Annotated in this window: 21 protein-coding genes and 8 pseudogenes; 17 read left to right on the top strand and 12 right to left on the bottom strand. The window is 42.6% G+C overall.

Annotated elements, in window-relative coordinates:
- Nucleotides 1-133: 133 nt before the first annotated feature.
- Nucleotides 134-1,063, bottom strand: coding sequence for an IS30-like element ISLpl1 family transposase (locus AYR53_RS12445; protein ID WP_068281291.1), 930 nt, complete (start codon nt 1,061-1,063; stop codon nt 134-136).
- Nucleotides 1,064-1,317: 254 nt separating this feature from the next.
- Between AYR53_RS12445 and AYR53_RS12440 the strand changes: the two genes are divergently transcribed.
- Nucleotides 1,318-1,812: a RepB family protein gene (locus AYR53_RS12440; RefSeq protein WP_065937735.1), complete on the top strand. Its 495-nt coding sequence runs from the start codon at nt 1,318-1,320 to the stop codon at nt 1,810-1,812.
- A 244-nt stretch (nt 1,813-2,056) separates the two neighbouring features.
- Here AYR53_RS12440 and AYR53_RS12435 read toward each other — a convergent pair whose 3' ends face one another.
- Together AYR53_RS12435 and AYR53_RS12430 are read right to left on the bottom strand one after the other, a co-directional pair.
- Nucleotides 2,057-2,386: a DUF5388 domain-containing protein gene (locus tag AYR53_RS12435; protein WP_041816175.1), complete on the bottom strand. Its 330-nt coding sequence runs from the start codon at nt 2,384-2,386 to the stop codon at nt 2,057-2,059.
- Nucleotides 2,379-3,188, bottom strand: coding sequence for a ParA family protein (locus AYR53_RS12430; RefSeq protein ID WP_015474642.1), 810 nt, complete (start codon nt 3,186-3,188; stop codon nt 2,379-2,381). Before AYR53_RS12430 ends, AYR53_RS12435 begins: the two co-directional genes overlap by 8 nt.
- 1,506 nt (nt 3,189-4,694) lie before the next feature.
- Between AYR53_RS12430 and AYR53_RS12420 the strand changes: the two are divergent.
- The 11 genes and pseudogenes from AYR53_RS12420 to AYR53_RS12365 form a co-directional block, all read left to right on the top strand.
- A pseudogene (locus AYR53_RS12420) lies at nt 4,695-5,036 on the top strand (replication initiator protein A); the annotation flags it as partial.
- A gap of 252 nt (nt 5,037-5,288) precedes the next feature.
- Nucleotides 5,289-5,570 carry a type II toxin-antitoxin system RelB/DinJ family antitoxin gene (locus AYR53_RS12415; protein ID WP_002819873.1) on the top strand — a complete coding sequence of 94 codons (282 nt, stop codon included), beginning with the start codon at nt 5,289-5,291 and terminating at the stop codon, nt 5,568-5,570.
- Nucleotides 5,560-5,895, top strand: a pseudogene (locus AYR53_RS12410) (hypothetical protein); the annotation flags it as partial. The gene AYR53_RS12415 and the pseudogene AYR53_RS12410, both read left to right, overlap by 11 nt.
- Nucleotides 5,896-6,014: 119 nt before the next feature.
- Entirely contained in the window at nt 6,015-6,752 is a 738-nt protein-coding gene (locus AYR53_RS12405; protein WP_056986395.1) for an IS30 family transposase, read from the top strand.
- 324 nt (nt 6,753-7,076) lie between these two features.
- Nucleotides 7,077-7,796, top strand: a pseudogene (locus AYR53_RS12400) (DUF1003 domain-containing protein); the annotation flags it as partial.
- A gap of 320 nt (nt 7,797-8,116) precedes the next feature.
- Nucleotides 8,117-8,440: a DMT family transporter gene (locus AYR53_RS12395; RefSeq protein ID WP_046871959.1), complete on the top strand. Its 324-nt coding sequence runs from the start codon at nt 8,117-8,119 to the stop codon at nt 8,438-8,440.
- Between the two features lie 90 nt (nt 8,441-8,530).
- Nucleotides 8,531-8,974, top strand: coding sequence for a MerR family transcriptional regulator (locus tag AYR53_RS12390; protein ID WP_046871958.1), 444 nt, complete (start codon nt 8,531-8,533; stop codon nt 8,972-8,974).
- Nucleotides 8,975-9,435: 461 nt separating this feature from the next.
- A complete protein-coding gene (locus AYR53_RS12385; RefSeq protein ID WP_017260570.1) occupies nt 9,436-9,774 on the top strand; it encodes a carboxymuconolactone decarboxylase family protein in 339 nt (112 codons plus the stop codon).
- The gene (locus AYR53_RS12380) at nt 9,774-10,190 is read left to right on the top strand and encodes a cupin domain-containing protein (protein ID WP_056986391.1); all 417 of its coding nucleotides are present in this window, start codon (nt 9,774-9,776) and stop codon (nt 10,188-10,190) included. Before AYR53_RS12385 ends, AYR53_RS12380 begins: the two co-directional genes overlap by 1 nt.
- Nucleotides 10,191-10,290: 100 nt before the next feature.
- Nucleotides 10,291-10,464, top strand: a pseudogene (locus AYR53_RS13570) (helix-turn-helix domain-containing protein); the annotation flags it as partial.
- Nucleotides 10,465-10,817: 353 nt separating this feature from the next.
- Complete coding sequence (locus AYR53_RS12365; protein WP_068281289.1) at nt 10,818-12,182, top strand: NAD(P)/FAD-dependent oxidoreductase; 1,365 nt, start codon at nt 10,818-10,820, stop codon at nt 12,180-12,182.
- A 230-nt stretch (nt 12,183-12,412) separates the two neighbouring features.
- Here AYR53_RS12365 and AYR53_RS12360 read toward each other — a convergent pair.
- The 3 genes and pseudogenes from AYR53_RS12360 to AYR53_RS12350 all read right to left on the bottom strand — a co-directional run bounded on the left by AYR53_RS12360 (nt 12,413) and on the right by AYR53_RS12350 (nt 14,945).
- A pseudogene (locus tag AYR53_RS12360) lies at nt 12,413-13,651 on the bottom strand (ISL3-like element IS1165 family transposase).
- A gap of 286 nt (nt 13,652-13,937) precedes the next feature.
- Nucleotides 13,938-14,153 carry a hypothetical protein gene (locus tag AYR53_RS12355; RefSeq protein ID WP_003649837.1) on the bottom strand — a complete coding sequence of 72 codons (216 nt, stop codon included), beginning with the start codon at nt 14,151-14,153 and terminating at the stop codon, nt 13,938-13,940.
- A gap of 6 nt (nt 14,154-14,159) precedes the next feature.
- A complete protein-coding gene (locus AYR53_RS12350; protein WP_017866972.1) occupies nt 14,160-14,945 on the bottom strand; it encodes a ParA family protein in 786 nt (261 codons plus the stop codon).
- Nucleotides 14,946-15,523: 578 nt separating this feature from the next.
- On the opposite strand from AYR53_RS12350, the gene AYR53_RS12345 reads away from it, so the two are divergent.
- The 4 genes and pseudogenes from AYR53_RS12345 to AYR53_RS13975 form a co-directional block, all read left to right on the top strand.
- Nucleotides 15,524-16,627 (top strand): replication initiator protein A, encoded by a 1,104-nt coding sequence (locus AYR53_RS12345; protein ID WP_068281295.1) that lies wholly within the window; start codon nt 15,524-15,526, stop codon nt 16,625-16,627.
- A 154-nt stretch (nt 16,628-16,781) separates the two neighbouring features.
- Nucleotides 16,782-16,979: a hypothetical protein gene (locus tag AYR53_RS12340; RefSeq protein WP_054712554.1), complete on the top strand. Its 198-nt coding sequence runs from the start codon at nt 16,782-16,784 to the stop codon at nt 16,977-16,979.
- A gap of 50 nt (nt 16,980-17,029) precedes the next feature.
- A complete protein-coding gene (locus AYR53_RS12335; RefSeq protein ID WP_046870851.1) occupies nt 17,030-17,764 on the top strand; it encodes a Fic family protein in 735 nt (244 codons plus the stop codon).
- Nucleotides 17,765-17,851, top strand: a pseudogene (locus AYR53_RS13975) (zeta toxin family protein); the annotation flags it as partial.
- Here AYR53_RS13975 and AYR53_RS13685 read toward each other — a convergent pair.
- Together AYR53_RS13685 and AYR53_RS12325 are read right to left on the bottom strand one after the other, a co-directional pair.
- A pseudogene (locus AYR53_RS13685) lies at nt 17,841-18,119 on the bottom strand (hypothetical protein). The pseudogenes AYR53_RS13975 and AYR53_RS13685 sit on opposite strands and share 11 nt — an antisense overlap.
- A gap of 19 nt (nt 18,120-18,138) precedes the next feature.
- The gene (locus tag AYR53_RS12325; RefSeq protein ID WP_050894606.1) at nt 18,139-18,348 is read right to left on the bottom strand and encodes a hypothetical protein; all 210 of its coding nucleotides are present in this window, start codon (nt 18,346-18,348) and stop codon (nt 18,139-18,141) included.
- Nucleotides 18,349-18,635: 287 nt separating this feature from the next.
- Between AYR53_RS12325 and AYR53_RS12320 the strand changes: the two are divergent.
- Nucleotides 18,636-18,995: pseudogene (locus AYR53_RS12320) on the top strand (MobA/MobL family protein); the annotation flags it as partial.
- 198 nt (nt 18,996-19,193) lie between these two features.
- On the opposite strand, the gene AYR53_RS12315 reads toward AYR53_RS12320, so the two are convergent.
- The 4 genes from AYR53_RS12315 to AYR53_RS13970 are packed head-to-tail and all read right to left on the bottom strand — an operon-like array spanning nt 19,194 to nt 22,900.
- A complete protein-coding gene (locus AYR53_RS12315) occupies nt 19,194-19,598 on the bottom strand; it encodes a GtrA family protein (protein WP_011178835.1) in 405 nt (134 codons plus the stop codon).
- A 15-nt stretch (nt 19,599-19,613) separates the two neighbouring features.
- Nucleotides 19,614-21,548 (bottom strand): hypothetical protein, encoded by a 1,935-nt coding sequence (locus AYR53_RS12310; protein WP_057877478.1) that lies wholly within the window; start codon nt 21,546-21,548, stop codon nt 19,614-19,616.
- Nucleotides 21,549-21,557: 9 nt separating this feature from the next.
- On the bottom strand, nt 21,558-22,505 hold the full coding sequence (locus AYR53_RS12305; RefSeq protein WP_068281294.1) for a glycosyltransferase family 2 protein: 948 nt from the start codon (nt 22,503-22,505) through the stop codon (nt 21,558-21,560).
- Nucleotides 22,487-22,900, bottom strand: coding sequence for a phosphatase PAP2 family protein (locus tag AYR53_RS13970; protein ID WP_046870789.1), 414 nt, complete (start codon nt 22,898-22,900; stop codon nt 22,487-22,489). The genes AYR53_RS12305 and AYR53_RS13970 overlap by 19 nt, the downstream gene beginning before the upstream one ends.
- Nucleotides 22,901-22,920 lie beyond the last annotated feature (20 nt).

The following is a 22,920-nucleotide window of genomic DNA, read 5'->3' as shown; positions in this document are numbered from 1 at the left end:
TGCAATGATTGTTTTTTAATTATATGGGTTGGGTGGGGAAATGCCAAGTTTGGTGATTTATGTACCGTTATTGAAAAATTAGACAATAAGTCATATTAATATTGTTCTTCTAAAGAGATGGTAGATTGCAAATTTAATCCGAATTTTTGGACAAATTTGTCAGCATAACCTGATACGGTGTTTGCCAGTCGAGTATTTTAAGCGGTCGCTGGTTAATTTGGAGTAACGTCGTCGTTAAATCTTGAGCACTAATGTGCTCAAAACGAGTCCCTTTAGGATAAAAATAACGTAAATTCCGATTAAAGCGTTCATTACTACCACGTTCAGCTGGCGTATAAGCATGGCAGTAATAGGTCTTAATACCATATTGTGATTCAAGTGATACTAGCCCACTAAACTCAGTGCCACGGTCCACAGTAAAGCTGTGCACCGGACCATTAAAAGTGGTTAGGAACTTAGTTAGTGCTTCATTAACAGTCGCTGTCGTCCGATCTTTTAACCGGTATGCCCAAAGGAACCGTGATTTGCGATCGATTAAAGTTAATAAAACTGCCTTACTATGCCCACGAGGACCAACGACTGTATCTAGTTCAAAATTGCCGATGCGATTACGTTGATTAATCATCATGGGACGCTGTTCAATTGATCGCCCCAAAGATTGATTATATTTGGATCGTTGGTCAACGTTACGCCGTTGGCGTACGCCATGTTCAGGTAGATCATTCAAGGGGAAACCAATTCTCCCCTGATTTAGCCAATTATAAATAGATTTAGTAGCTAGTTTAAATTCGTGAGCAATCATTCCTGGTGACCAGCTTAGACGTAAATGGTTGAGAATTTTTTGCTTTAACTCATCGCTCAGCTTAGTTTTCCGACCACATCGTGATCGCTTGTATTCGGCATCTGTTTGTGCTAATTCAGCCTGATAAGGTTGACATCGAGATAATTCATAAGAAATTGTTGACGGTGATCGGTTCAGCCGAACGCCCATTTGGATATTGGACAGCCCTAGTTCACAAAAGGTTTCGATCTTAATTCGTTCGGAATAGGTTATACTAGACAAAAGATCAGCTCCTAAAAGATGGGTTTGTGGTAAACACCATTTTAAAGGAAGCTGATCTTTTTTGTCCGAACAGCGTTCGGATTAATTTTACAATCTACCATCTAATAAAATTTCGATTTTATAACGTGATAATCTCGTGACTTTATTTTCAGACGTAATATAAACGCATTCTCGTGCATTGTTTGCTTATACGTGTATATAGTTGTCAAATGCGTGCTATGATTGTATCAATAACTTAGCATATACTTTAAAGGGTGGTAGATTTGACAACAATTGCAGAGATTTCAAAGGATTTACACATATCAAGAGCAAGAATTTATCAAATAATAGATTCACTAGACGACAAAGACAAGCCTTTAAAAGATAGTGATAATAAATATATTTTAAGCCAAGATGTTGTTAATGCTATACATCAATATTATGCCAACAATACAAATAAGGATAGACAAGACAAAAGCACGTCAAGCAACGATCAATTAGTTAATATACTTAGACGCCAACTTGACGAAAAGGATCAACAGATAAACAAATTTCAAAAATTATTAGACCAACAACAGCAATTAAATTTATCCAGTCAGAAATTACTTGAAAATCAAAAGTCAGAACAAAATATTAAAAGCAACACCGTACAAAGCCGTGAGAACGATTCTAAAGGCGATAGCAATGATTCAGATACAAATATAAGCAAGCAAAACGAAAAGCCCTCTAATGAGACGAGAGAGAACTTTTGGAAACGGTTGTTTAGATAGGTTGTGAATATTTTTTGAGTAGTATGGGTGGCTTTTTTGCGTAAGTTAAGTGACAGCATTGATTGTTATATGATTGTGTATGTCCTAAATGGACACAAGCAACGCTCCTAAGCAAAGTCTGTATGTACTGATTTCAGAAAAGCCCTCTATTCCGCATAATAGAGGGCTTTTTTTGTACATTCTGCTTCATCTAAACGGACAAGTATACGTCTAAAAGCTGAACGTGTTGTCTGAGTGCGCGTGATTATTTACTTTTTACGCGTACATCACGTTTTTCTAAAGAATCAATTTGAAATTCTAATTCTTTACGTTCGTCTGAAGTCAAAGATTCAATATAAACAGATAAAGCTACTTCAATAGCTGCCTTTTGATTGTCACTATACCCTAATACAGCCATTGCTTGCAATTTGTTTCTAATGTGGTTGTTGATTTTTAGGTTTGTGTCAAAAGTAACCGAAGCAACTTGATTTTGTGGGGTTTTAATTCCTTTATTTGAATTTGAAAAATCCGAAATTTCAGCCTGCTTATCTGGCTTAATTGGGTTGCGGTTAGACCGAATCAATTTATTAGCCATTTTCAATTGCCTCCATTCTTTTTAGCATCTCGTCAGTTACGTCTTTGTATACTTTGAATACACGCCTATCAAACTGAGTATTGAAAGTAATACCAGTTATTCCATAACGCTTGATCCTCTGCATCGAGTGAATTTTATGTTTAAAAATGTTTTCAGTTCCAAACTGATTAATAGCATTTTGAATAGTTGCTTCATCTACAGGAGCTCCGGCTTGCAATAGAACAGCCAATATACCAACGATTTCCAAACGGGGAGCCTTGTAGGTATCAATAACTTGTTCCTGGATATACTCTATAAATGCTTGAGCTCCCTCAAAACTATGTTCATGAGTTTGCATAACAATTACACAATAATCGCTGGCATACAATGCTGAATCGGTGATTAACGAGATAGTAGGCGGCGTATCTATGATGACATAATCATATTTATCTTTAATAGGCTTGATAAGATTACTGAATTCTTTGACGCGTTCATTATAGTCTTTGATTTTTTCCATATAGCGTGGGAAAAGAGCAAAGTCAGGTGCAGAAGCTAGGATATCGAAGTTTTCTTTTATATGTATTAAAGATTGAGTTAAATCGCCATCTTCAATACTAGCCATGAGAGATTTTTTAAAATGGCCAACTTTTCCATCAATATTAACTTTAGTATTCAAGAGTAGATTTGTGGCGTTTCCTTGGGGGTCCAAATCAACTAGTAGTGTTTTGTAACCACGATTGCTAAGGTCTAGAGCTACTAATGTTGAATTACTAGTTTTTCCAACTCCACCTTTAAAATTTCCAAATGTTATGGTTTGTGTCATGATAACGCCTCCTAACGATTGTTGTTATATTAGCACTATATCGTTTTTGAATCAACACGATATAGTGCTATAGTGCGTTAGTTCTATAGTTCTATAATGCTGTTGTTCTGTAGTGCTTATGTTCTACAGTGCTATAGTGCTGTAGTTCTTTAGTTCCGTAGTGCTAGCACTACCGTATAGCTTTAAGCCCTATGTGCAAGCATTTACTAAAAGAAAAAACAGTGCCGTAGTTCTTTAGTTCCGTAGTTCTATAGTTCTATAGTGCTGTAGTGCTTATATTCTGTAGTGCTGTAGTTCTTTTATTCTATAGCTCTGTAGTGCTGTAGTGCTAGTTTTTAAAAACATTGACTTTTGTTGTGGTTGAGCTATAATTCTAAATGAAATCGATAAATAGAACATAAAAAAACACCCACCAACAGCCATTGGTGAGCGCCACAAAAAAGTCATCATTGTTTAATGACTATTATATCATGGCCGGTGCGATTTTTAAAGCCCTAGGGGACAAGCTGGGGTCTAAATCCAAGGGGACACGTTTGCCAGTGCGACTTCAATAAGTCTGGCTATACCACAACAAGGTTATCTGTACGGCTGGGTGGTGAATGGTGAGCGCGACCATTAACGGCGCGGGTGGTAAAACGAAGCTTCGGCTTGGTGCCATTGATTAGTTGGTGATCGAACAAAAATAAATACGTATCATCAACGCCTTCTAGGGCGTTTTTTAGTAGGCTAAACCGAAAACGTAGGTTTATAATGAGTGGTGGTAGCAATACCGCAATTGTACAGACAAGCGACGGGCGTTAACGACCGACGAACTAAGGGGAAACTTTTAGTAGTAGAATTGTACTCTGGTTCAGTTATTCCAAATAGCTGTTTCCAGGGAACAATTCTGCGCTCAAAACGTCACTCCCTCTAAACTGAATGGAAAACCATAACCCGTCAAGTCAAATTCCAAAGAAAAAAAGAAAGTTGGTGGAATTGTTGGAATGTAAGGATTACATTGTTCCATTGAATCAAGATGTGATCGTTAAGAAGACAATCTATCGGAGTTCTGCAAGAATTACTGATCGACAAAGGAACCAAGTGAAGAGAGTTTTGCGTAGTCAAGGGTATCAGGGAAGAATTAGTAGTATTCGATATACTCGGGTAAATTACAAGTATTCCTTTAAAGTATCCGTGAAGTATCAGGGGAGTGTCGGTAAGTTTTTGGTTAATACAAAGAATGAGACAGTTGAATTTAAGGGAATGGTCTAGGAGTAATACCAGTAATTTTCACAAACTTCCTTTCCCCAATTAAAGTCAATCTGCGACCTATACCACTTCTTTTTTGGACAAGTTCACAATCAAAAAAGAACGGAATGTGGAAGTTCCGCGGTGAATGTGGGTTACTTGGTATACTAAAAAAGGCTCCCGGTTTAACACTGGAGGCCTTTTTTCTAGGTTACATATTTTGAGGATGAATGTTTTTATCTTCGTAGCTTTTACTTGGGTGCTGTAACATGATGAATACTGCTTAGTTTTTGGTGCCGTACCCCGCAATAGATGCGTCGCTTCGTTGGTATTATCTTAAATGCTAAGTACCGAGTTGAGAAGGATCATAAAGATATTGGCGTCATAATCCCACTGGACGACGAAGAACTTAAATTTTTAATGACTAAAGCCTTGAGACGTTACTTTAACGCCCTAAGAAGCAATGAGAAGCACATCAAGAACGTGGAAAACTACTTGTACGGCACCATGCAAAACCTATTTGGCGTTTGGTGGAATAAACAAGCGGCTAGAGAATATGCGGCCAAACGCCCCGAAGAAGAAAAGTCGGCCGACAACGATAACAGTGGGTTGTACTACTAGTCCTAAAAGGCTACAAAATCCTTTCTAAGCGGTTTTAAGGCTTACTAGTCTTTCTTTATGCTTAAACTAGATTTAAATGGCTTAAACAGAAGAATAGGGGCTTTTAAATGAGTGCCAGAGCTAACCAGCTCAAAAGTTCAGCCTTTAGATCAACGCCAAGCTCAAGTGATTTGAGGCCAGGGCTTTATCTATTGATAAGGTACTCAAAAGGTAGTATAATGGTAGTAGTGAAAGAAAGGAGATGAGACAATCATGGCAGTTAAGGAAAAGAAACGGGTCCAAGTCAAGATTGATAAAGATTTGGCCGATGATACCGAAGCAGTTTTAAGCGAATTAGGCTTAAATCCAACCACGGCCATTAACATGTTTTACAAGCGGATTGTTGCTAATGGTGCTTTACCTTTTAATGCGTCTTTAAGCGAAGAAGAAAGAGCTAATTTACGCTTTTTAAAGGCGACCGAAGGGACACCAGTCACCGAGTTCAAAGACGCTAAAGAGGTCGCTGATTGGCTCAACGATCCAGATGAGGACTAATGACTTAGTCAGCCTATACGTTAGTTTCTACAAAACTAACGGTGGCAAGTCTCGGCCAGTTTTAATTCGTCGGGTATCAGAACAGACGGTCGAGGCTTTTAAAATTACTAGTCAGCATGAAAAGAAGTCGGCTTATATCAAGCAACAATATTATCCGATTCAAGATTGGCAATCCGCTGGGTTGAAGAAACCTTCCTGGGTCGATCTTGGTAATATTTATCGCTTTCCCAAAGCCGGTTTAAACTTTAAATAAATCGGTCATTTAAGTAAGCTAGATCAAAATAAAATTTCAGATTTTACGCTTGACCTAAAATCAAAAAGACGCGCATTTTAGAATCAAGTTAGCCACTGTCTCAAAATTTTTTGGACAATAAAAAACATCAAGAACAGATATCCTGTATCATTGAGGTTCCTACACAAACAATGGAAGAGGATATTGTCTTGATGCAGAAACAGGATAGCACACACCGCCAAAAAGGTCAGCACTTAACATCACTCGAGCGCGGAAAAGTGGCCGGATTCCGCCAAGCTGGGAAGTCCAATCGTTGGATTGCTGCTGAAATTGGCCGCCTAGAGATTCGAAATATCGACCTGTTGGAGAAGACTAAGCGGAAGACCTCTCACCAGCACCACACCAAGGCTAAGCGCCTGGCTGGCCGCAGTATCGAGGAACGGCCTAAGGTCGTTGAACGACGCAGGCAGTTCGGTCACTGGGAGATGGATACCATTGTCGGTAAACGCAATGGCAAGGAGAGCGTCATCTTGACTCTGATTGAGCGCAAGACCCGTTGCCAACTTCTCCGCTTGATCGAAGGACGAGATGCAGACTCTGTGAGCTATGCATTGCGTGGAATCAAGCGCGAATGGGGAGCTTGCATCAAGACCATCACAGCAGACAACGGACCCGAGTTCACCGCCTTAAATACTGCTTTTGCTGGGACGGAAACTGAGATCTTCTACGCCCATCCTTACACGTCCTGCGACCGTGGCACCAACGAGGCACATAACCGGATGATCCGCCAGGACTTCCCTAAGGGCATGTCCCTAGATGACATTAGCCCTAGTCAAGTGCAGGCCACGCAAGACCGCTTGAATCAGTTGCCTCGCAAACAACAGGGCTACTGCACACCCCAGCAAAACTTTGAGGCCGAAGCTCGGCGCGTTCGCCGCATGGCCCAGTAGTCTCTCTAGCGCCACAACTTCTATTTGATAACGGCCTGTTCTGGGATTGTCCTCAACGACTGGCTAACTTGTTCTTGCAATTTACGCTCAGAAATGGGTAGGTTCGCTTGGACTTTTTTGAGCGTGTCCTCTATAATGGGTTTGTAGCGATAACTCAGGTCAACCTAGGAAAGGCAGGTGGGTTTTATGTCAGACGCAGATTATCATATATGTTCAACGAGTGATGACGGTCCCGCGTGTTCGCAATTCATAACTGGATATTTAACCCATGCTGTGAACTTTGCCGCACGTGAAATTTAGCATTTACTGAGGTGTTTTAGTCTAATGCAAGAATTGAACGGCACGGTTTACTGTCTCGTTGATCATAAAGAATATGATCTCGTAGACGGTGTTTTCCTAGGAGATTTGGATGGTCCGTTGAGGGCGTTGATTCGTCTCGACTTTCCAAAGGCGACAAACCAAGATTTTATCTGTAGTGAGCATTTGGTCCACTACCGTTTATTAAAGATGGATCAGATGATTGCGAAGGACTACCGCCAGAATCATAAGCTGAACCAAAAGCTTACACGGGTACTTCAAAAAGATACCTATCAGGTGGTTGATGTCCGTCAGCAATTGGAACACTCACTAACAGTTGGTCAGCGGGTTGCGGATGCTGTTGCCCACTTCGGGGGTAGCTGGCCTTTTATTATTTCCTTTGTTCTCATTATGTTATTGTGGATTACTGTTAATTCATTACACCTATTTGGTGTGCATTTCGATCCGTATCCGTTTATTCTTTTGAACTTATTCTTGAGTATGGTTGCCGCAATCCAGGCACCACTCATTATGATGAGTCAGAACCGGTCAGCAGAGTATGACCGGATGGAATCGGCTAACGATTATCACGTTAACCAAAAATCGGAAGAAGAAATTCGGGTACTGCACTCCAAGGTTGACCATATGATTCAACAGGATCAGCCGAACATGTTGCAGATTCAAAAGATTCAAACAGAGATGTTGGGTTCGATTGAATCGCAGGTTAATGAACTACGGCGGTTGCAAACGTACTTCGATGATCACATCAATGATCAAGAAAGTAAGCAACCGAAACAACAGAAATCGTCTCAACCGGCACGTCGGCAAACGGATTCGCCACAATCGGTTTCACATAATGAGCAGAGTCACAAACAATCAGATCACGGTTCACTTCATGTGGATAAATAAGTGATGATTGGGAAGACAAAACCACAATTGATTAATGCTTAAATCGGACCAAAAATTTATCAGGAGGCCACCCTCGTTGCGGGTGGCTTTTTGCTTTACATCGGCTTTTTTTAGCGACATTATGAGGGTCGGGACAAATTTTTTACGGGGTGGTCACAATGGGGTATGTATATCTGGCTTTAGCCATTGTTGGTGAATTGATTGGCACAAATTTATTGAAGGCATCATCTGGATTTACACTATTATGGCCCAGTTTAGGGGCCTTAATTGCTTATGGTACCTGCTTTTACTTTCTGGCGGTGTGCATGAAAACAGTCAATCTCAATATTGCTTACGCATTGTGGGCTGGCATTGGCGTTGTGCTGTCAACGTTAGTGGCCGTTTTGTTTTGGAAGGAACCAGTCAATTTGGCCAATGTGATTGGGATTGGATTCATTCTGGTTGGCGTTGTGATTTTGAACTTGTTTGGTGCCAATGGCTAGTTCATTTGACACAATAGTGGACAAGACTGTGGGCTATGAGTTAAAGTCGACTTTAACTAATGTGAATATCAACTTCTGGAGGGAATGTTAATGGCGACAAAGACAGCTGTAACAGAAAAGCGCTATCGAATCGGTGAATTTGCAACTAAAACCGGGTTGTCAGGCCCAACGCTTCGTTATTATGAAAAGGAAGGTTTGGTCAAACCACATCGGTCTGACAACGGGTTACGTTATTATACGGATGCAGATGCTAGCTGGATCAAATTCTTGTTACACTTAAAGGGTACAGGAATGACTATCGAACAGTTGAAACAGTATGTGGCTTGGCGCGCTGAGGGGGATGCAACGATCACCAAACGGTTGCAGTTATTGAAGAATGTACGGCGTGGTTTCCTTCAGGAGTTTGAGGAATTGCAGCATAGTATGACGATTTTAAACGACAAGATTGATTGGTATCAGGGAAAAGTAGACGGGCATATTAGTGATAACGAAGGTTTTGCTAATTACCTTGCCAGTTTGAATCATGAAGAATAAATGATAGCGGTGAATGCCGCTTGCGGTTGTCTCCATTGACACGCTTGCCGTGGGACCGGTTTAAGCTTCCTAAGTTCGGAGACTTTCACCTCGTCGCAAAGCCTCGTGGAAAACTGAGTCTTTTCGACCGTCCGTATTGTAAATCTGGCAAAATGCATTCCGGATTAACAATACCTTCACGGTTCGGTATCAATGGGGACGCCCTCCAGCTAATACAGTCGGGACTTCATAATCAACGGAATAACGATTAATTCGGGCGATACCGCAACGAGTGTTTCAGGCAGTGTAGGCATTTTGAATTTCTATAATTTTGATTTAGAGCGACTTAGCAGGTTATGTACCTGTTAAGTCGCTCTTTTTAGTTTTTATGAAATTTAGGGCTTTACTTAAAGTGTACTTTAAGTGTTTCAATGAATTTAATCGCGTTAATCACTTTGTTTTTAATCGAGGAGGAATTTAACATGGCTAAAAAACAAACAGCAGGTCGCAAACAGTTGGGTGATTTTGCCCCACAATTTGCTGCTTTAAATGATGATGTTTTATTTGGTGAGGTTTGGTCCAAAGAAGACGCTTTGTCTGCTCATGACCGTTCCTTAATTACGATTGCTAGCATTATTTCAGCCGGCAATACAGAACAATTAGAAGCTCATTTACGAATTGGCAAACAAAACGGCATTACAAAAGACGAGATTGTTGCTGAAATTACCCACCTTGCATTTTACGCTGGGTGGCCTAAGGCATGGTCGGCGTTTAACCGTGCTAAGGAAATTTGGTCAGATGAAGAGGAGACACATAAGTAATGGCAAACGAAAAATTTGAAACACAAAATGTTTTTGGTCAAGGTAATAAAAATGACGCTTATGCGCAGTATTTTATCGGTCAAAGTTACTTAAAAAATTTAGTTAGTTCAGATGACAATGTCAATGTAAATGTTGGCAATGTGACATTTGAACCAGGATGCCGCAATGACTGGCATATTCATCACAATGGTTATCAAATCTTGCTTGTTACCGGTGGTGAAGGTTGGTATCAGGAGGATGGCAAGCCAGCACAACTACTGCACCCAGGCGATGTGGTTACCATTCACGATGGCGTTAAGCATTGGCACGGTGCGACAAAAGACAGCTGGTTTAGTCATGTCGCAATCACTACGGGGACTTCTGAATGGTTGGAACCGGTCAGTGACGTGGCGTACGATGCATTGTCAAAGGATTAATGGTAGATTGTAAAATTAATCCGAACGCTGTTCGGACAAAAAAGATCAGCTTCCTTTAAAATGGTGTTTACCACAAACCCATCTTTTAGGAGCTGATCTTTTGTCTAGTATAACCTATTCCGAACGAATTAAAATCGAAACCTTTTGTGAACTAGGGCTGTCCAATATCCAAATGGGCGTTCGGCTGAACCGATCACCGTCAACAATTTCTTATGAATTATCTCGATGTCAACCTTATCAGGCTGAATTAGCACAAACAGATGCCGAATACAAGTGGATTGAACAAGATTTTGAAAAAGATCCAAAACATGAACTGATCATTACGATTGGTTCTTACAATTATTCAGGAACCGCTGGAATGGGTCGCGGTTATCATATTCATGGCAGTGGTCAATTCATTAATGAAGGCGCATATTTTGACCAAATGAAAGCCCAATTTGATTGGATTCGCACTGTATTAGTTGTGAAGATTCATGATGTTGAGCAGAAGATATAGCAAAAAAGTTTGGAGCGTCAACTCCAAACTTTTATTTTTAATCAATTTATTGAGCAAAATATGATAGACATTAAGTAATAAGTGTTACCCTTGAAAATGTAATGAAGAAACTATTGTGTTAGGAGGATTTTATGGATAAACGTAAAATTGTAATTGTTGGTGCTTCACATGGTGGTCATGAATCAGCAATTGAGCTGTTGGATAAATATAATGATGTAGATGTAACTGTTTATGAAGCTGGCGACTTTATTTCATTTATGTCCTGTGGTATGCAATTATACTTAGAAAATAAAGTTACGGCTGAAGATGACGTCAGAAACTTTGCTCCTGAAGATGTTGAAAAGAAGGGCGGTCATGTTTATGCCAACCATGAAGTAACCGCGATTCATCCTGAACATAAGACAGTAACAGTTAAGGATTTAACCAATAATTCTGAAGAAGAAGTTCAATATGATAAGTTAATTCTTTCATCAGGTGTAACGCCAAAGTTTTTACCAGTACCTGGCAATGATCTTAAGAATATCTATTTAATGCGTGGACGTGATTGGGCTTCTAAGTTAATGAGTGCTGTTAACAATCCAGCAATTAAGAATGTTGCTATTGTTGGTGCTGGTTATATTGGTACTGAAGCTAGTGAAGTATTTGCTAAAGCTGGCAAGCATGTAACTTTAATGGACATGATTGATCGTCCATTAGGAACTTACTTGAACCCTGAATTGCTTGATGTTTTGGAACCTACCTTTAAGAAGAATATGGACTTGAAGATGGGCGTTAAAATTGAAGGCTTCAACGGTAATGAAAAAGTTGAAAGCGTCAAGACCGATCAAGGCGATATACCAGCTGACTTGGTTGTTGTTTCAGCAGGGGTAACTCCTAATACTGATTGGATAAAGGGCACAGTTGATTTAGATCAAAGAGGCTGGATTAAGACTGATCCATACTTGAGAACGAATGTTAAAGACGTTTACGCTATTGGAGATGCAATTTTGCCACTTTCTATTCCAGCAGGTAAGCCAATGCCAATTGCTTTAGCTACTACTGCTAGAAGAGAAGCACAATATGTGGTTGATCATATCTTTGAAGATAAGCCAGATCGCGCTTTCAAGGGTGTTATCGGTGCTTCAGCTCTTAGCGTCTTTGACTATCACTTCGCTACTGCGGGATTAAATAAGTTTTCAGCTGCTAAGAATAAGCTTGATTATCAAACTAGCTTCTATGAAGATCATATGCGTCCAGCTTATGTCCCAGAAGCAGATAATCCTAAGGTATATGTCAGCTTAACCTTTAATCCATATACTCACCAAATCTTAGGCGGTGCTGTCCTTTCTAAGTATGATATTACTGCTCAAGGCAATGTTTTAGCTTTGGCAATTAGTCATAAGATGCGCTTGGAAGACTTGGCTGAACAAGACTTCTTCTTCCAACCAGGATTTGACCGTCAATGGAGTTTGCTTAACCTAGCTGCTCAACATGCATTAGGTATGGCAAGATTCTAATTTAATCGTTAATAAAAATAAATTATAAAGATAAAAACTAGTCATGTTTTTAACGGCTCTTTGTCAAATGGTGTTGAAGGATAGTTTCTATCCTTTGGAGATCTCCTCGTGTGGGAGATCTTTTTTGTTTTTTTATTAGTTGCGGCGTTTAATCTGGTGTGTCGTCTGAATATCGTACTTGAAGGCATAACAAATAAGCCTACCATCGTGACGTTATTGTGGTAGATAATCTAGGCAATCAGCTGGTAGACGCGTGTGAACATATTGGCCTGATTGGAGAAGCCATAACAAGCACGTTTGAGCTCCTTGATCTTACGGTTGATGCCTTCTATCGGTCCGTTAGAGTAGGACGATTTGGCGGCATTAATTACTCCATTAAGATTCTTTCGTAGGGTATGCATGGCCGTATCTAGGGGCGTGCCGTTAGGCTAATAGTTAGTGATGATATTCTTGAGTTCATCAGCGTGACGCCCCATCAAAGCATCGTGGAGATCGATGTAGGTTTCATAAGCTGTTTTGAAGGCCGGAAACGTATCGGTTCCAATATCAATAGCGTTCTGTTCGGTCGAGTACTCATTCAGGCCGAAGAGGTAGCGGCTCTTTTGTGCGTCAGGGGTGGCCTTGTGGAATAGGCGCCATAGTGATTTCAGTACTTTATATTCCCGCGAATGCTTGTCGAGTTGCTTTAAACATTGAGTGCGAATGGTATCCATCGTCCGGCCCATTAATTGAATAATGTGGAACCGATCAATAATGAGTTCGGCGTTAGGGAATAGTTCGTGCACGAATGCCTGATAGGAGGCGTTCATGTCCATGATGACGCGTTGAACCGCGGCCCGTTCTGCGGTGCTGTACTGACTAAGAAAGAACTGTTTGATGGTTCTATTAAGGCGGTCGCTAAGTACTTTAACTGATTTGTGAGTGTCGGCGTCAATGCAAATAAACGACATGGAGCCGTGCGTGGAACGGAATTCATCAAAGCATAGATTAATCGGTAACCGGCGGCTCGCGTGTGGATGAATATTAGCCGTCAAAATACGCTGAACTGAGTTTGTCGAAATACCGGTGAGACTGGCGATAGTCTTAGCCGGGAGTGATTTACTGGCTAGCTTCAGCACATGAGTCGCTAGTCCGTGACCGATGGCGTGGTTGGTTGATACCACTGGAGTGGTGGCCGTACAAGTGCTATGGCAGTTACTACAACGCCAGCGTTGCTTGTTTAGCTCTAGAATTACGGGCCGGTCCATGGGTCCTGAAATGTGGACATGAGTGAGCTTGTGTCCGTTAGGGTGCAACGTATTGTATCCACAGCTGGGACAGCGCCTGAGTGTGTAGGTAAGCTCTGCCTGGATGACCAAATACTTTTTGCGACCCGAGCCCCGACCATTAAATTCCTCACGAGTACCGAACACCTGAATGTTTGTGTCTGTAATTCCCAGTAATTTAAGTGTATTATCTAGTTGAGACATCTATTCCTACCCCGCTTATCTTGAGTTTCGTCGCTTAAAGCATAGCACTAGGGAGGCTTAGATGCTTTTTTTGTTATCAAAAAGGGCCTAGTACTTTTGGAATGGAAATACTTTCCAACACCAAAAATTCTAGACCCCTAAATTTGCGATCTACCACGTATGTTTAAATCAAATTTATTTTAAATATACCTTGTACAGTGAAGTTTACTGATTGTGTGATTTATGATAAAAGATTAATCTTTTATCATAAATCACACAATCAGTAATACATAAGTTAAGCTCAATCTTATTTACGTTTGGCAAGGCCTTCACGAATAATTTTTTCTAAGACATCAACAATTTTTTCGTCATTCTCAAAAGCGATGCGTTTAACTTCTTTATATGTGCTCATGCGAAGTTGAACGGTTTTAGTTCTTTCTGTTTCGAATTGGTATGGACTTTTTAGATTTTTAAGTTGTTCAGATGCCTTTTTACTAACTTTGTTTAAAAAATCTTCTGCCATGATAAATTACTCCTCTAACTGTTGAATTCTAAGTATTTGTTCATTAAGAACCATTTGGTACATTTGGATTGCTCTTTTATCCCAATGGTCTTTATTCCGTATTCCTTCATTAGCAAACGTTTTAACCCGTTCTTGAGTTCTAATTGAGTTTGAAAAGACCCCTTCGCCAAAAAAGTCTTTTGCTTGTGCAGAAATTTCAGTATCAACTTTTGCACGTGGCTTCATTAAGTACAATATGGCACCAACTAACTGAAAACTTCCATTGTATTGTTCACGTAGTTCACCTAAATGCGTAGCTGTTTTTAAAGAACTTGTATATGACTGCTTTTGAGTTTGTAAGACAATTGAGATGAAATCTGAAGCCATGATTGCGTTATTAGTAAAGACATTTATTGTTGGTGGTACGTCAATAAAAATATAATCGTAATTTTGTTTTAACTTTGAAAGCATTTGTGGTAATAGAATATTACGTTTAACCCGACTAACTTTTTCTACAGCACCAATCCATAAAGACAATGTCCAATCTGTAGGAATCATATCAATTTGGTTTGTAACAGACACAATAGATTTAGACAAATTCCCTCCAAGAAGGCCCTCATATAATGAAAGTTCCGGCTTTAAATCGGCTTTATAAGTCTCCTTCATAATTTCAGTTGCATTTCCCTGGGGATCGAAATCTATAAGTAGTACTTTTTTCCCCTCTTGACCCAATAAATAGGTTTCCATTACAGTCAAGGTGGTCTTACCAACGCCACCTTTAAAGTTGAAGTTTAATAGTGTTTTCCCATTCATAGTAGCACCTACCTTTACATAAACATTTTACCATGATTTATGATTAATCACAAATTTTATATGATTTATGATTAATCATAAATCATATCCATAAAACTATTTACTTAACCTTTGCAGAATGATATGCTTTTTTCATAAACAAAAAATCCCAATCCACTCGGGATTGGGATTTTTGCAGTATTGACAAGTAGCTATCTTGCAGCTACCTAGTCCAAGCAATTTTCACCACCAAGTTAAAATTGCTTGAAAAAATTGTAATCTTGTTTACGTGCTAATTATACCGCAAGCAAACCTTAAGGGCAAGCAAAGGTAAACTAATTAAAACGAAGATAAGACCAATGGACTAAGTAGCTTGTAATAACTACTTAGTCCATTTTTAGTTCTTAAAAATTAAAAAAGTTGCCGACTGGGCAACTCACAAACAGACACATGCTGGTGAAACTACAAAGCCGATCACGACCAATGTTCGCTTTGTAATTCAGTTAGAGCATATCAGATTTGTATTTTAAAGCAAATCAAATGTTTTAGCAACTCTCTTTTGAGACAGCGTGTGTCAGTCAAGAAAGGGAGTTTTTATTATGACAAAATCAACAGATTTCAATTACTATGACGCCAATAGCGTATATGGATCCTTGTTTTTCCAGTTCCCTAAGGTATTAATGTATGGCGAGCAATACAAACATTTAAGTGATGCCGCTAAGCTAGCTTACATGGTACTAAAAGACCGGCTAGAGTATTCTTTACGCAATCACTGGATTGATGAGGAAGGGCACGTCTACTTTATTTTTACCAATCAAGAACTTAAAGATTTATTCGACTGCTCAAATGATAAGTTAGCAGCCGTGAAAAAAGACTTGGAACGTGCAGGACTACTTTATCAAAAAGCCATGCATTTCAATCCCAAAACTGGCAAAAACGAACCCAATCGACTTTACCTGGCCGAACTAGATATGCAGTCAACTGACGTCTATTTACGCGGTGAATATGCTCAAAAAGAGCCGCAAACCCTTGCTACGAGCGAAAATCCGAAAATCGGACGTTCGCGGGAGACCGTTGGAACCCTTGCTACGAGCGAAAATCCGAAAATCGGACATTCGCGAAAGTTCGTTGACAACACCCCGCAAACCCTTGCTACGAGCGAAAATCCGAAAATCGGACACGATCTAGATAAAGAACTTAAAGAAAGAGATACTAATAGATACAATATAGATACTCAAAAGTTGGACTTTTCCACAGCCCATTTTTCACCAGCAGAAATTCAAAAGCAAAACCAGGATTTGGTGAACCATGCTAATGACTTCTTAACTGATGAAGACAGTGGCTTACCGGTTTTCTTAGAACCCGAAGCTGTGCAACTACTTAGTTTTTGGTGCCGTACCCCGCAACAAATGCGGCGCTTCATTGGCATTATCTTAAATGCTAAGTACCGAGTTGAAAAGGATCATCAAGATATTGGCGTCATAATCCCGCTTTACGACGAAGAACTAAAACCTTTGATGACTAAAGCCTTAAGACGCTACTTTAACGCCCTAAGAAGCAATGAAAAGCATATCAAGAACGTGGAAAACTACTTGTACGGCACCATGCAAAACCTATTTGGCGTTTGGTGGAATAAACAAGCGGCTAGAGAATATGCGGCCAAACACCCCGAAGAACAGAACACTGACAATGAGCGTTCTTGAAATTAAACGTCATATGGGCTCGTTTAAGCCGTTTTAAGTGTTACATGCATAATTATATTAAGACTGCTTTAAAATCGCTTAGAAGTAAAAATAGGTGCCTTAAGTGGCCGAATTGACGATAGCTGAGCTAGAAAACGGGATAGGAGCTTTTTAAATGACCAAACCCAGCAAAGAAATCGAAACAATTGATCAATTGTTGGCTGACCCCTGGGCAGTCAATATTCAAGACATTTGGGAACAAGCAGCCCATAATCCAGATCCTGATAAACGCAAGCTGTTTGACGCGCTACACACTTACCTCTTAGATAAACGCCAAGAACAAATCATCAATGAAAAGCATTTCGTGATTTAACATGGACAGGTCAAATAATCAGTGACTGAAATAGAAAGGAGGCACAAAATATGGCTAAAACTCGAACATATATGGACAAGTATAAATTCACAGCTGCAGAAAACCAACGGTTTGCCCGAGCAAACTTTACCAAGTTAGTGCATACTAATGCTCGTTTTGAAGGCGTTAATACCACTTTGCCACAAACACAAACTATTATGGACGGTATGAGCGTAGCAGGAGTACCTGTTGAAGATGTTTTGACGATTGTTAATTTAAAGCGTGGGTGGCAATATATCACTGCTCAAAATTCCCCTTTAACGTTAACCATGGAAAAACAAATCAACAAGATTGTGGCAGCGGAAGACGCCTTAGTACCAGGAGAATTACGGCAAGGAAAAGGAGGAGTTAATTTAGGTAGTGACGACTTTTTTGAACAGCCTTTAATTAACGAAAAACAAGAACAATCCTTTTTACAAAAAATCTTGGCTGATCCACGAACGACGATTACTGATAAAGCATTGACTGTCATGTATCATAATATGCGCCAACAAATCTTTTGGGACGGGAACAAAAGGACGGCGACTTTAAGTGCTAATAAAATTATGATTGACGGTGGTGCAGGCTTAATCAATGTGCCGTTAGATAAGTGGGATCAATGGAACGAACTAATTGCCAATTATTATCGAACTAATGACATGGCTAAAATTAAACGGTGGACATATGACAATGGCATTCAAGGATTACAAATTAGAGCAAACTTAGCGCTTAAATCAGTTAAAGACAAAACTAGTAAAAGAATTTAAAAACAGTTAAAAGATTTTGCGGATCAGAGCCCAGAAATCAAGCCCAAAAATGATCCAGAAAATAAAAACGATCGGCCTAGTTATTAGGCTGATCGTCTTTAAATTTCTTCGGTTTATGGGCATTAACGTAATTGGCAAATATTTTTAAAAGTTCTTCGGTTTGTTCAACCGTAAGATTATCAGCTTGAAAGTATTTTTCGAGCAAAGCCCCTTTTTGAATTAATCGGCGAGAACGGGCTTTGCGGGCTTGCCGATTTTCGTAGTATTTAGATTGCCGTAATTTAAAAACTTCTCACTCAATTTTTTGTTTTAAACGCGCTTGTTGCTCAACTAGTTTTTCATATTGATTAGGCATAGTCATTACCACCTAACTATTATTGGTTATTTTGAGCTTGATTTAAAAAGGCGGCAACTTTTTTAGCAATCATTTTAATCTGCGGAGTGGTAAGTGTCCCATAATCCAAATTGGCTGATCTAATGATTTGCTTACCGAGGTTTTGTTCAATCTTATTTTTTTCAGCTTTAATCTTTTGATTAAGCTGTTTTAATTTAGCTTCTTGTTTTTCTAAGTTACTTTGAGACATAACGATCCCTCCAACATAACGATCCCTCCAATCGTATTAAAAATAATTACCGACACTATATCATTCAGAGAATGTTAAGTCAAAGTATAAAATTTGAAATAGCGAAGCGGAAGGCATACACTAAATTAAAGTTAAGAGAATCAGAAGACCGAGTTAAAAGAGGTCAATGCGCACTTACACCCCACTAAATTCTTGTGGGGTAAATCGTGCTAAAATCCTGTATTAGAAGTCGCCGATGGCGACAACAAGGTCAAAACCCATAGAATCAAAGGAAGACGGTGACTGACATGGCAATATTCCACATGAGTTTTAGTAATATTAGTGCTGGTAAAGGACGAAGTGCGATTGCCAGTGCCGCTTATCGAAGTGGTGAAAAGCTATTTGATGATAAGGAAGGTCGCCACTATTTTTATGCCCGATCAATCATGCCAGAAAGCTTTATTTTGACGCCAAAAAATTCACCTGAATGGGCGAGTGATCGAGAGCAGTTGTGGAATGAAGTTGAAAAGAAAGATCGTAAATCAAACTCACGGTATGCAAAAGAGTTTAACGTGGCTTTACCGGTAGAATTAAGTGAATCCGAACAGAAAGAATTACTGACAAAATATGTGCAAGAAAATTTTGTCGATCAAGGTATGGTAGCTGACCGGCACCGCATGTACGAAGAGTTCGTCGCGTTCGAAACGATGATTGCGCATCACGATTTGGCTGCCGCCAAGCAGCGGATGGCGCATTCGCTGGCTGTGATGAACGTGGTCGACGCAGCGCTGGCGGATGCCGGCATCAAGCTTGGCTAGCCAAGCAAAATGGTCTCGGCAGTTTCCACTGCTGGGACCATTTTTACGTTAAGCGAAAATTAGTTTGCTGAAGCCATAATTGAGCACGATGACGACGACCTGGTCGATCAGCTTCACAATCAGCGGCGAACCGTGCATTAAGGTGAGGCCGATGAACAAAATCGCCGTGTCCGCCAGCAGTGACGCGCCGCGCAAGGTGAAGAAGCTGGCGCCTTCTTTGACCACAGTCCGGAAGGTCATGTCGGCGGAGTTGAACACGACTTTCTTGTTGGCAATGAAGGCAAACAGCACGCTGAGGACCCAGGCGATAATGTTCGCCCAGAACCACGGCATCGCGAGGTGAGTCAGGCCGAAGAACAGCACCACATTAATGCCGGTGGTGAGGCCTCCAACAATCAGGTAGCGCAAGGCTGTATCGTATTTGCTGTAAAGGGTAGTGATTGGTTTTTCCATAAAAAGGCTCCTTTCTCAGCGCTGCATGCAGGTATAAATCAACGAGGCGGTGGGCTGCGATTGGCCGTTCACCGTTAGCGGGTGAGCAGCGAGCTGATAATGGTAGGTGTGGGTCACATCGACCTGCTGGCCGCGGGTGGTGAGGTTTTGAACGGTAATCCGATATTGCCCAGCGGCGAGCTGGTGGTGCAGGCGGGCCACACTGCCAGCCATCGTTAACCGATAATGTTGCCCGGTGGCAAGGTTAGTGAGGGTGACTTGCACCTGACTACCAGCATGAATCTGAACGGAAAAATAGTTCGCTGGCGCGTTCACATCGACCACCTCTGCCAGCACGGTGCCTGGCGTCACGGTCTTGGGCTTGGCGTGATACTGCACGGATAGCTGACTGCGCTGGGCGGCAATCACTTGCTTTTGTGGCAGCTGAGCGCCAAGCACACCAGCGGCCCCAAAGGCGACGAGTGAAGCAGTGGCGCCATTGAGGAGGCTAGCTTGGTTCGCCCAGCGGGGACGCGACTGGCTGGCCTGACGCGGGATGGCCGCCAAAGCCACCCAGAGCAGCGGCAAAATGGCTTGACCATAGCGCGGTTCAACTTCCCACAGTAGGGTGTGGAAAGCCAGGTAGCCAAGGGCAGTGGTCACCGCCAGCAGTGCAAGGATTTGATGCGGGTCGGTCAGATCTGGCCGCCACCGCAAGAGCTTCAGCATCAGTGCGCCCCACATGAGCAGGGTCGCGGCCACATAGCCAATCACGGTCAGTCCCTGATAGAAGCCAGCATGATTACTGTACCAACTAGGCGCGGCGCGGAAGCCGCCGTTGTACCAGCGCTGAATGCCTTGGACATTGAGCACGATGCCTAACTTCACTACCCACAACCGGATGACGCCAACCACCCCGAGAGTTTTGATGCGCTTGGGGATGGTTTTCAAATTGTACCGCTGGCGGTCGGCTTGGCTGGGCTGCTTGATGGCACGTCCGACATCCTTGCCGGAGTAGCCGCCGTTGCTGTGCTGGTTGTAGCCCATCAAGATCCAGTGGGTCGCCGGGAACGAAAAGGCGGTGCGGGGTTGATAATTGGCTGCCACGTCAAAGACTTTGGTCGCCGGCAGACTCAGCCCGAAGCCCAGCACAATCAAGAGGATGGGCAGGGTCAGTTTGGCTTGTCGCCAGAGGTGCTGACGGGCCAGAATCAGGCCGACAATCAGCAGAGCTGGCAACAAGACCACCAGATTAGGCTTGAGCATGGCGCCGAGCATCACGGCAACAACTAGTCCGCTGCCGGCAAACCAGCGCTGGCGCGATGTTTTCTGCGACCAGTTCAGCAGGCTGCGTATGATGATGAGCAGCACCAGCATCGTCGGTAAGTCGGAGTAAAAGACTTGCAGGTAGTAGGTGTAGGCAAACGGCGACAAGGCAAAGAAACCGAAGGCCACGACCAGCAGGCTGGCGCGCTGGCTGAGCTGCCAAATCGTATGCAGCGCCAGGGCAATAAAGCTGTCCAACACCAAGATACTCAGCAGGTGCACCGAAAGATTGGTGCTTAAGCCCACCAGTTGCGTCAGCCGCAACCACAGGGAGAGCAGATAAGCCAGCGGCACGTTATTGGCGTAGCGCCAGAAGTAGGTGATATCCCAGGTCATGTGGCCGGCGGCGAGCTGGTCGGCTTGCGACAGTACCCGGTACGGATCGTGGTAAACGGTGTTGGGCATCACGTGCAACACGACCACCTGGGCAATCAGCATCGCCAGTAAGCCAAGGCCAATGCCCCAGCGCAGCTGCCTTGTAGACAAATGGTCAAGTCGGGGCGCCCCGAAGTAAAGCCCCGCGCCCAGGAGCACTACCACCAACAGCGCCGGCACCCCGAGCACACTGGTCAGGTTACCGATGCTGCCAATGAGCAGGCAGAGGATTAAAATTGCTGGCAGAAAGGCGGGTTTAATCTTTTTCATACCCTCACCTCAATCCAGAATCGTTTGCACCGTGTAGCGCGGGCGATGTTTAACTTCGGTGGTGAGCTTGCCGATGTATTCACCAATCACCCCGAGGCTGATCATTTGGATGCCGCCAACGAACCACAGCGACACCATCAACAACGACCAGCCGTGCACGGTGAGCCCCAGCATTTTCATGACAATGGCGTAAACCACCATGCCCACCGCCAGTAGGCAAGACAAGGTACCCAGAATGAGAATGAGCCGCACCGGCGCAATCGTTAGGCTGGTGATGCCGTCCCAGGCAAAAGCCAGCATCTTTTTCAGCGGGTACTTGGATTCGCCGGCCATGCGCGGCGTGCGCTTGTAGAAGACTTCGGCAGTTTTGAAGCCGAGCTTAGGAATCAGGCCGCGAATGAAAATGTTGCGTTCTGGATACTGCAGGAAGGTTTCAACGGCGCGCTTGGACATCAGGCGGAAGTCGGCGTGATTGGGCACGAGTTCGACGCCCAGCAGCTTGAGTGTCTTGTAGTAGCCTTGGGCCGTGGTGCGCTTGAACCAGCTGTCGGTTTCCCGGTTGTTCCGGACGCCGTAGACGATGTCGGCGCCATCCGCATAGGCATCCACCATGTCGCCGATTTTGTCGGGATCATCTTGGAGGTCGGCATCGATGGTGACAATCATATCGGCGGTTTTCACGGCTTCACTCATGCCGGCGATCAGCGCCGACTGGTGGCCGAAGTTGCGGGAAAAACGCAGTCCGCGCACGCGAGAAGTCATGGCGTGCAGTTTTTCGATGATGTCCCAGGTGTGATCCATGGAACCATCATCGACGATCAGGATGTCGGCACGCTGACCGAGGACGGTTTGCGCGGCGATTTGGTCTTCAACGGCCAGTAATTTTTGCACCGAGGACGTCAGCACCTCTTCTTCATTGTAAGCAGGAACAACAATCGTTAATTTTGATGTGGCCATGATTTCAACATCCCTTCCGGTAAAAACTGCCGCATTTTAGCTTGAATAAAGGCTTCCGCAGGTGTGACCAGCAACCACCAGCCGCTAGCTAAGCAGACACTGGCGAGCACATCAGAGAGGTAGTGGTCGCGCAGATACACCCGCGATATCGCCACCATCGCGATCCAGCCAATGCCAATCAATACAGTAATCAGCTGGGTTTCTTGATCTTGAATGTGCGGCAGCATCCAGTCCAAAATGATTAAATCAATCTGGGCCTCGTTTTGCCGGAACATGTCCAGCGCGATTAGGCCGTCATTGGCCCAGAACACATTGAAGTTCTCGAGCTCAAATTCGGTTTTGAGTGAGTCGGCTAAGCCCGCCTCGTCTTCGACTAGTAAAATGGTGGATTTCAATGGTCTTCTCCCTATGTGAA

Origin of the sequence: Loigolactobacillus backii (assembly GCF_001663675.1) — a bacterium.
Lineage (GTDB): Bacteria > Bacillota > Bacilli > Lactobacillales > Lactobacillaceae > Loigolactobacillus > Loigolactobacillus backii.
Note: the sequence above shows the minus strand (reverse complement) of the source record. Positions and strands in the feature narration are given on the sequence as shown.

Coding starts and splice junctions, on each gene's coding strand:
- AYR53_RS12430 (WP_015474642.1), bottom strand. CDS start 3,188: ATGACACAAACCATAACATTTGGAAATTTTAAAGGTGGAGTTGGAAAA.
- AYR53_RS12390 (WP_046871958.1), top strand. CDS start 8,531: ATGGCGACAAAGACAGCTGTAACAGAAAAGCGCTATCGAATCGGTGAA.
- AYR53_RS12415 (WP_002819873.1), top strand. CDS start 5,289: ATGGCAGTTAAGGAAAAGAAACGGGTCCAAGTCAAGATTGATAAAGAT.
- AYR53_RS12355 (WP_003649837.1), bottom strand. CDS start 14,153: ATGGCAGAAGATTTTTTAAACAAAGTTAGTAAAAAGGCATCTGAACAA.
- AYR53_RS12385 (WP_017260570.1), top strand. CDS start 9,436: ATGGCTAAAAAACAAACAGCAGGTCGCAAACAGTTGGGTGATTTTGCC.
- AYR53_RS12305 (WP_068281294.1), bottom strand. CDS start 22,505: ATGGCCACATCAAAATTAACGATTGTTGTTCCTGCTTACAATGAAGAA.
- AYR53_RS12365 (WP_068281289.1), top strand. CDS start 10,818: ATGGATAAACGTAAAATTGTAATTGTTGGTGCTTCACATGGTGGTCAT.
- AYR53_RS12340 (WP_054712554.1), top strand. CDS start 16,782: ATGACCAAACCCAGCAAAGAAATCGAAACAATTGATCAATTGTTGGCT.
- AYR53_RS12350 (WP_017866972.1), bottom strand. CDS start 14,945: ATGAATGGGAAAACACTATTAAACTTCAACTTTAAAGGTGGCGTTGGT.
- AYR53_RS12345 (WP_068281295.1), top strand. CDS start 15,524: ATGACAAAATCAACAGATTTCAATTACTATGACGCCAATAGCGTATAT.
- AYR53_RS12325 (WP_050894606.1), bottom strand. CDS start 18,348: ATGTCTCAAAGTAACTTAGAAAAACAAGAAGCTAAATTAAAACAGCTT.
- AYR53_RS12315 (WP_011178835.1), bottom strand. CDS start 19,598: ATGGAAAAACCAATCACTACCCTTTACAGCAAATACGATACAGCCTTG.
- AYR53_RS12435 (WP_041816175.1), bottom strand. CDS start 2,386: ATGGCTAATAAATTGATTCGGTCTAACCGCAACCCAATTAAGCCAGAT.
- AYR53_RS12405 (WP_056986395.1), top strand. CDS start 6,015: ATGCAGAAACAGGATAGCACACACCGCCAAAAAGGTCAGCACTTAACA.
- AYR53_RS12395 (WP_046871959.1), top strand. CDS start 8,117: ATGGGGTATGTATATCTGGCTTTAGCCATTGTTGGTGAATTGATTGGC.
- AYR53_RS12310 (WP_057877478.1), bottom strand. CDS start 21,548: ATGAAAAAGATTAAACCCGCCTTTCTGCCAGCAATTTTAATCCTCTGC.
- AYR53_RS12380 (WP_056986391.1), top strand. CDS start 9,774: ATGGCAAACGAAAAATTTGAAACACAAAATGTTTTTGGTCAAGGTAAT.
- AYR53_RS12335 (WP_046870851.1), top strand. CDS start 17,030: ATGGCTAAAACTCGAACATATATGGACAAGTATAAATTCACAGCTGCA.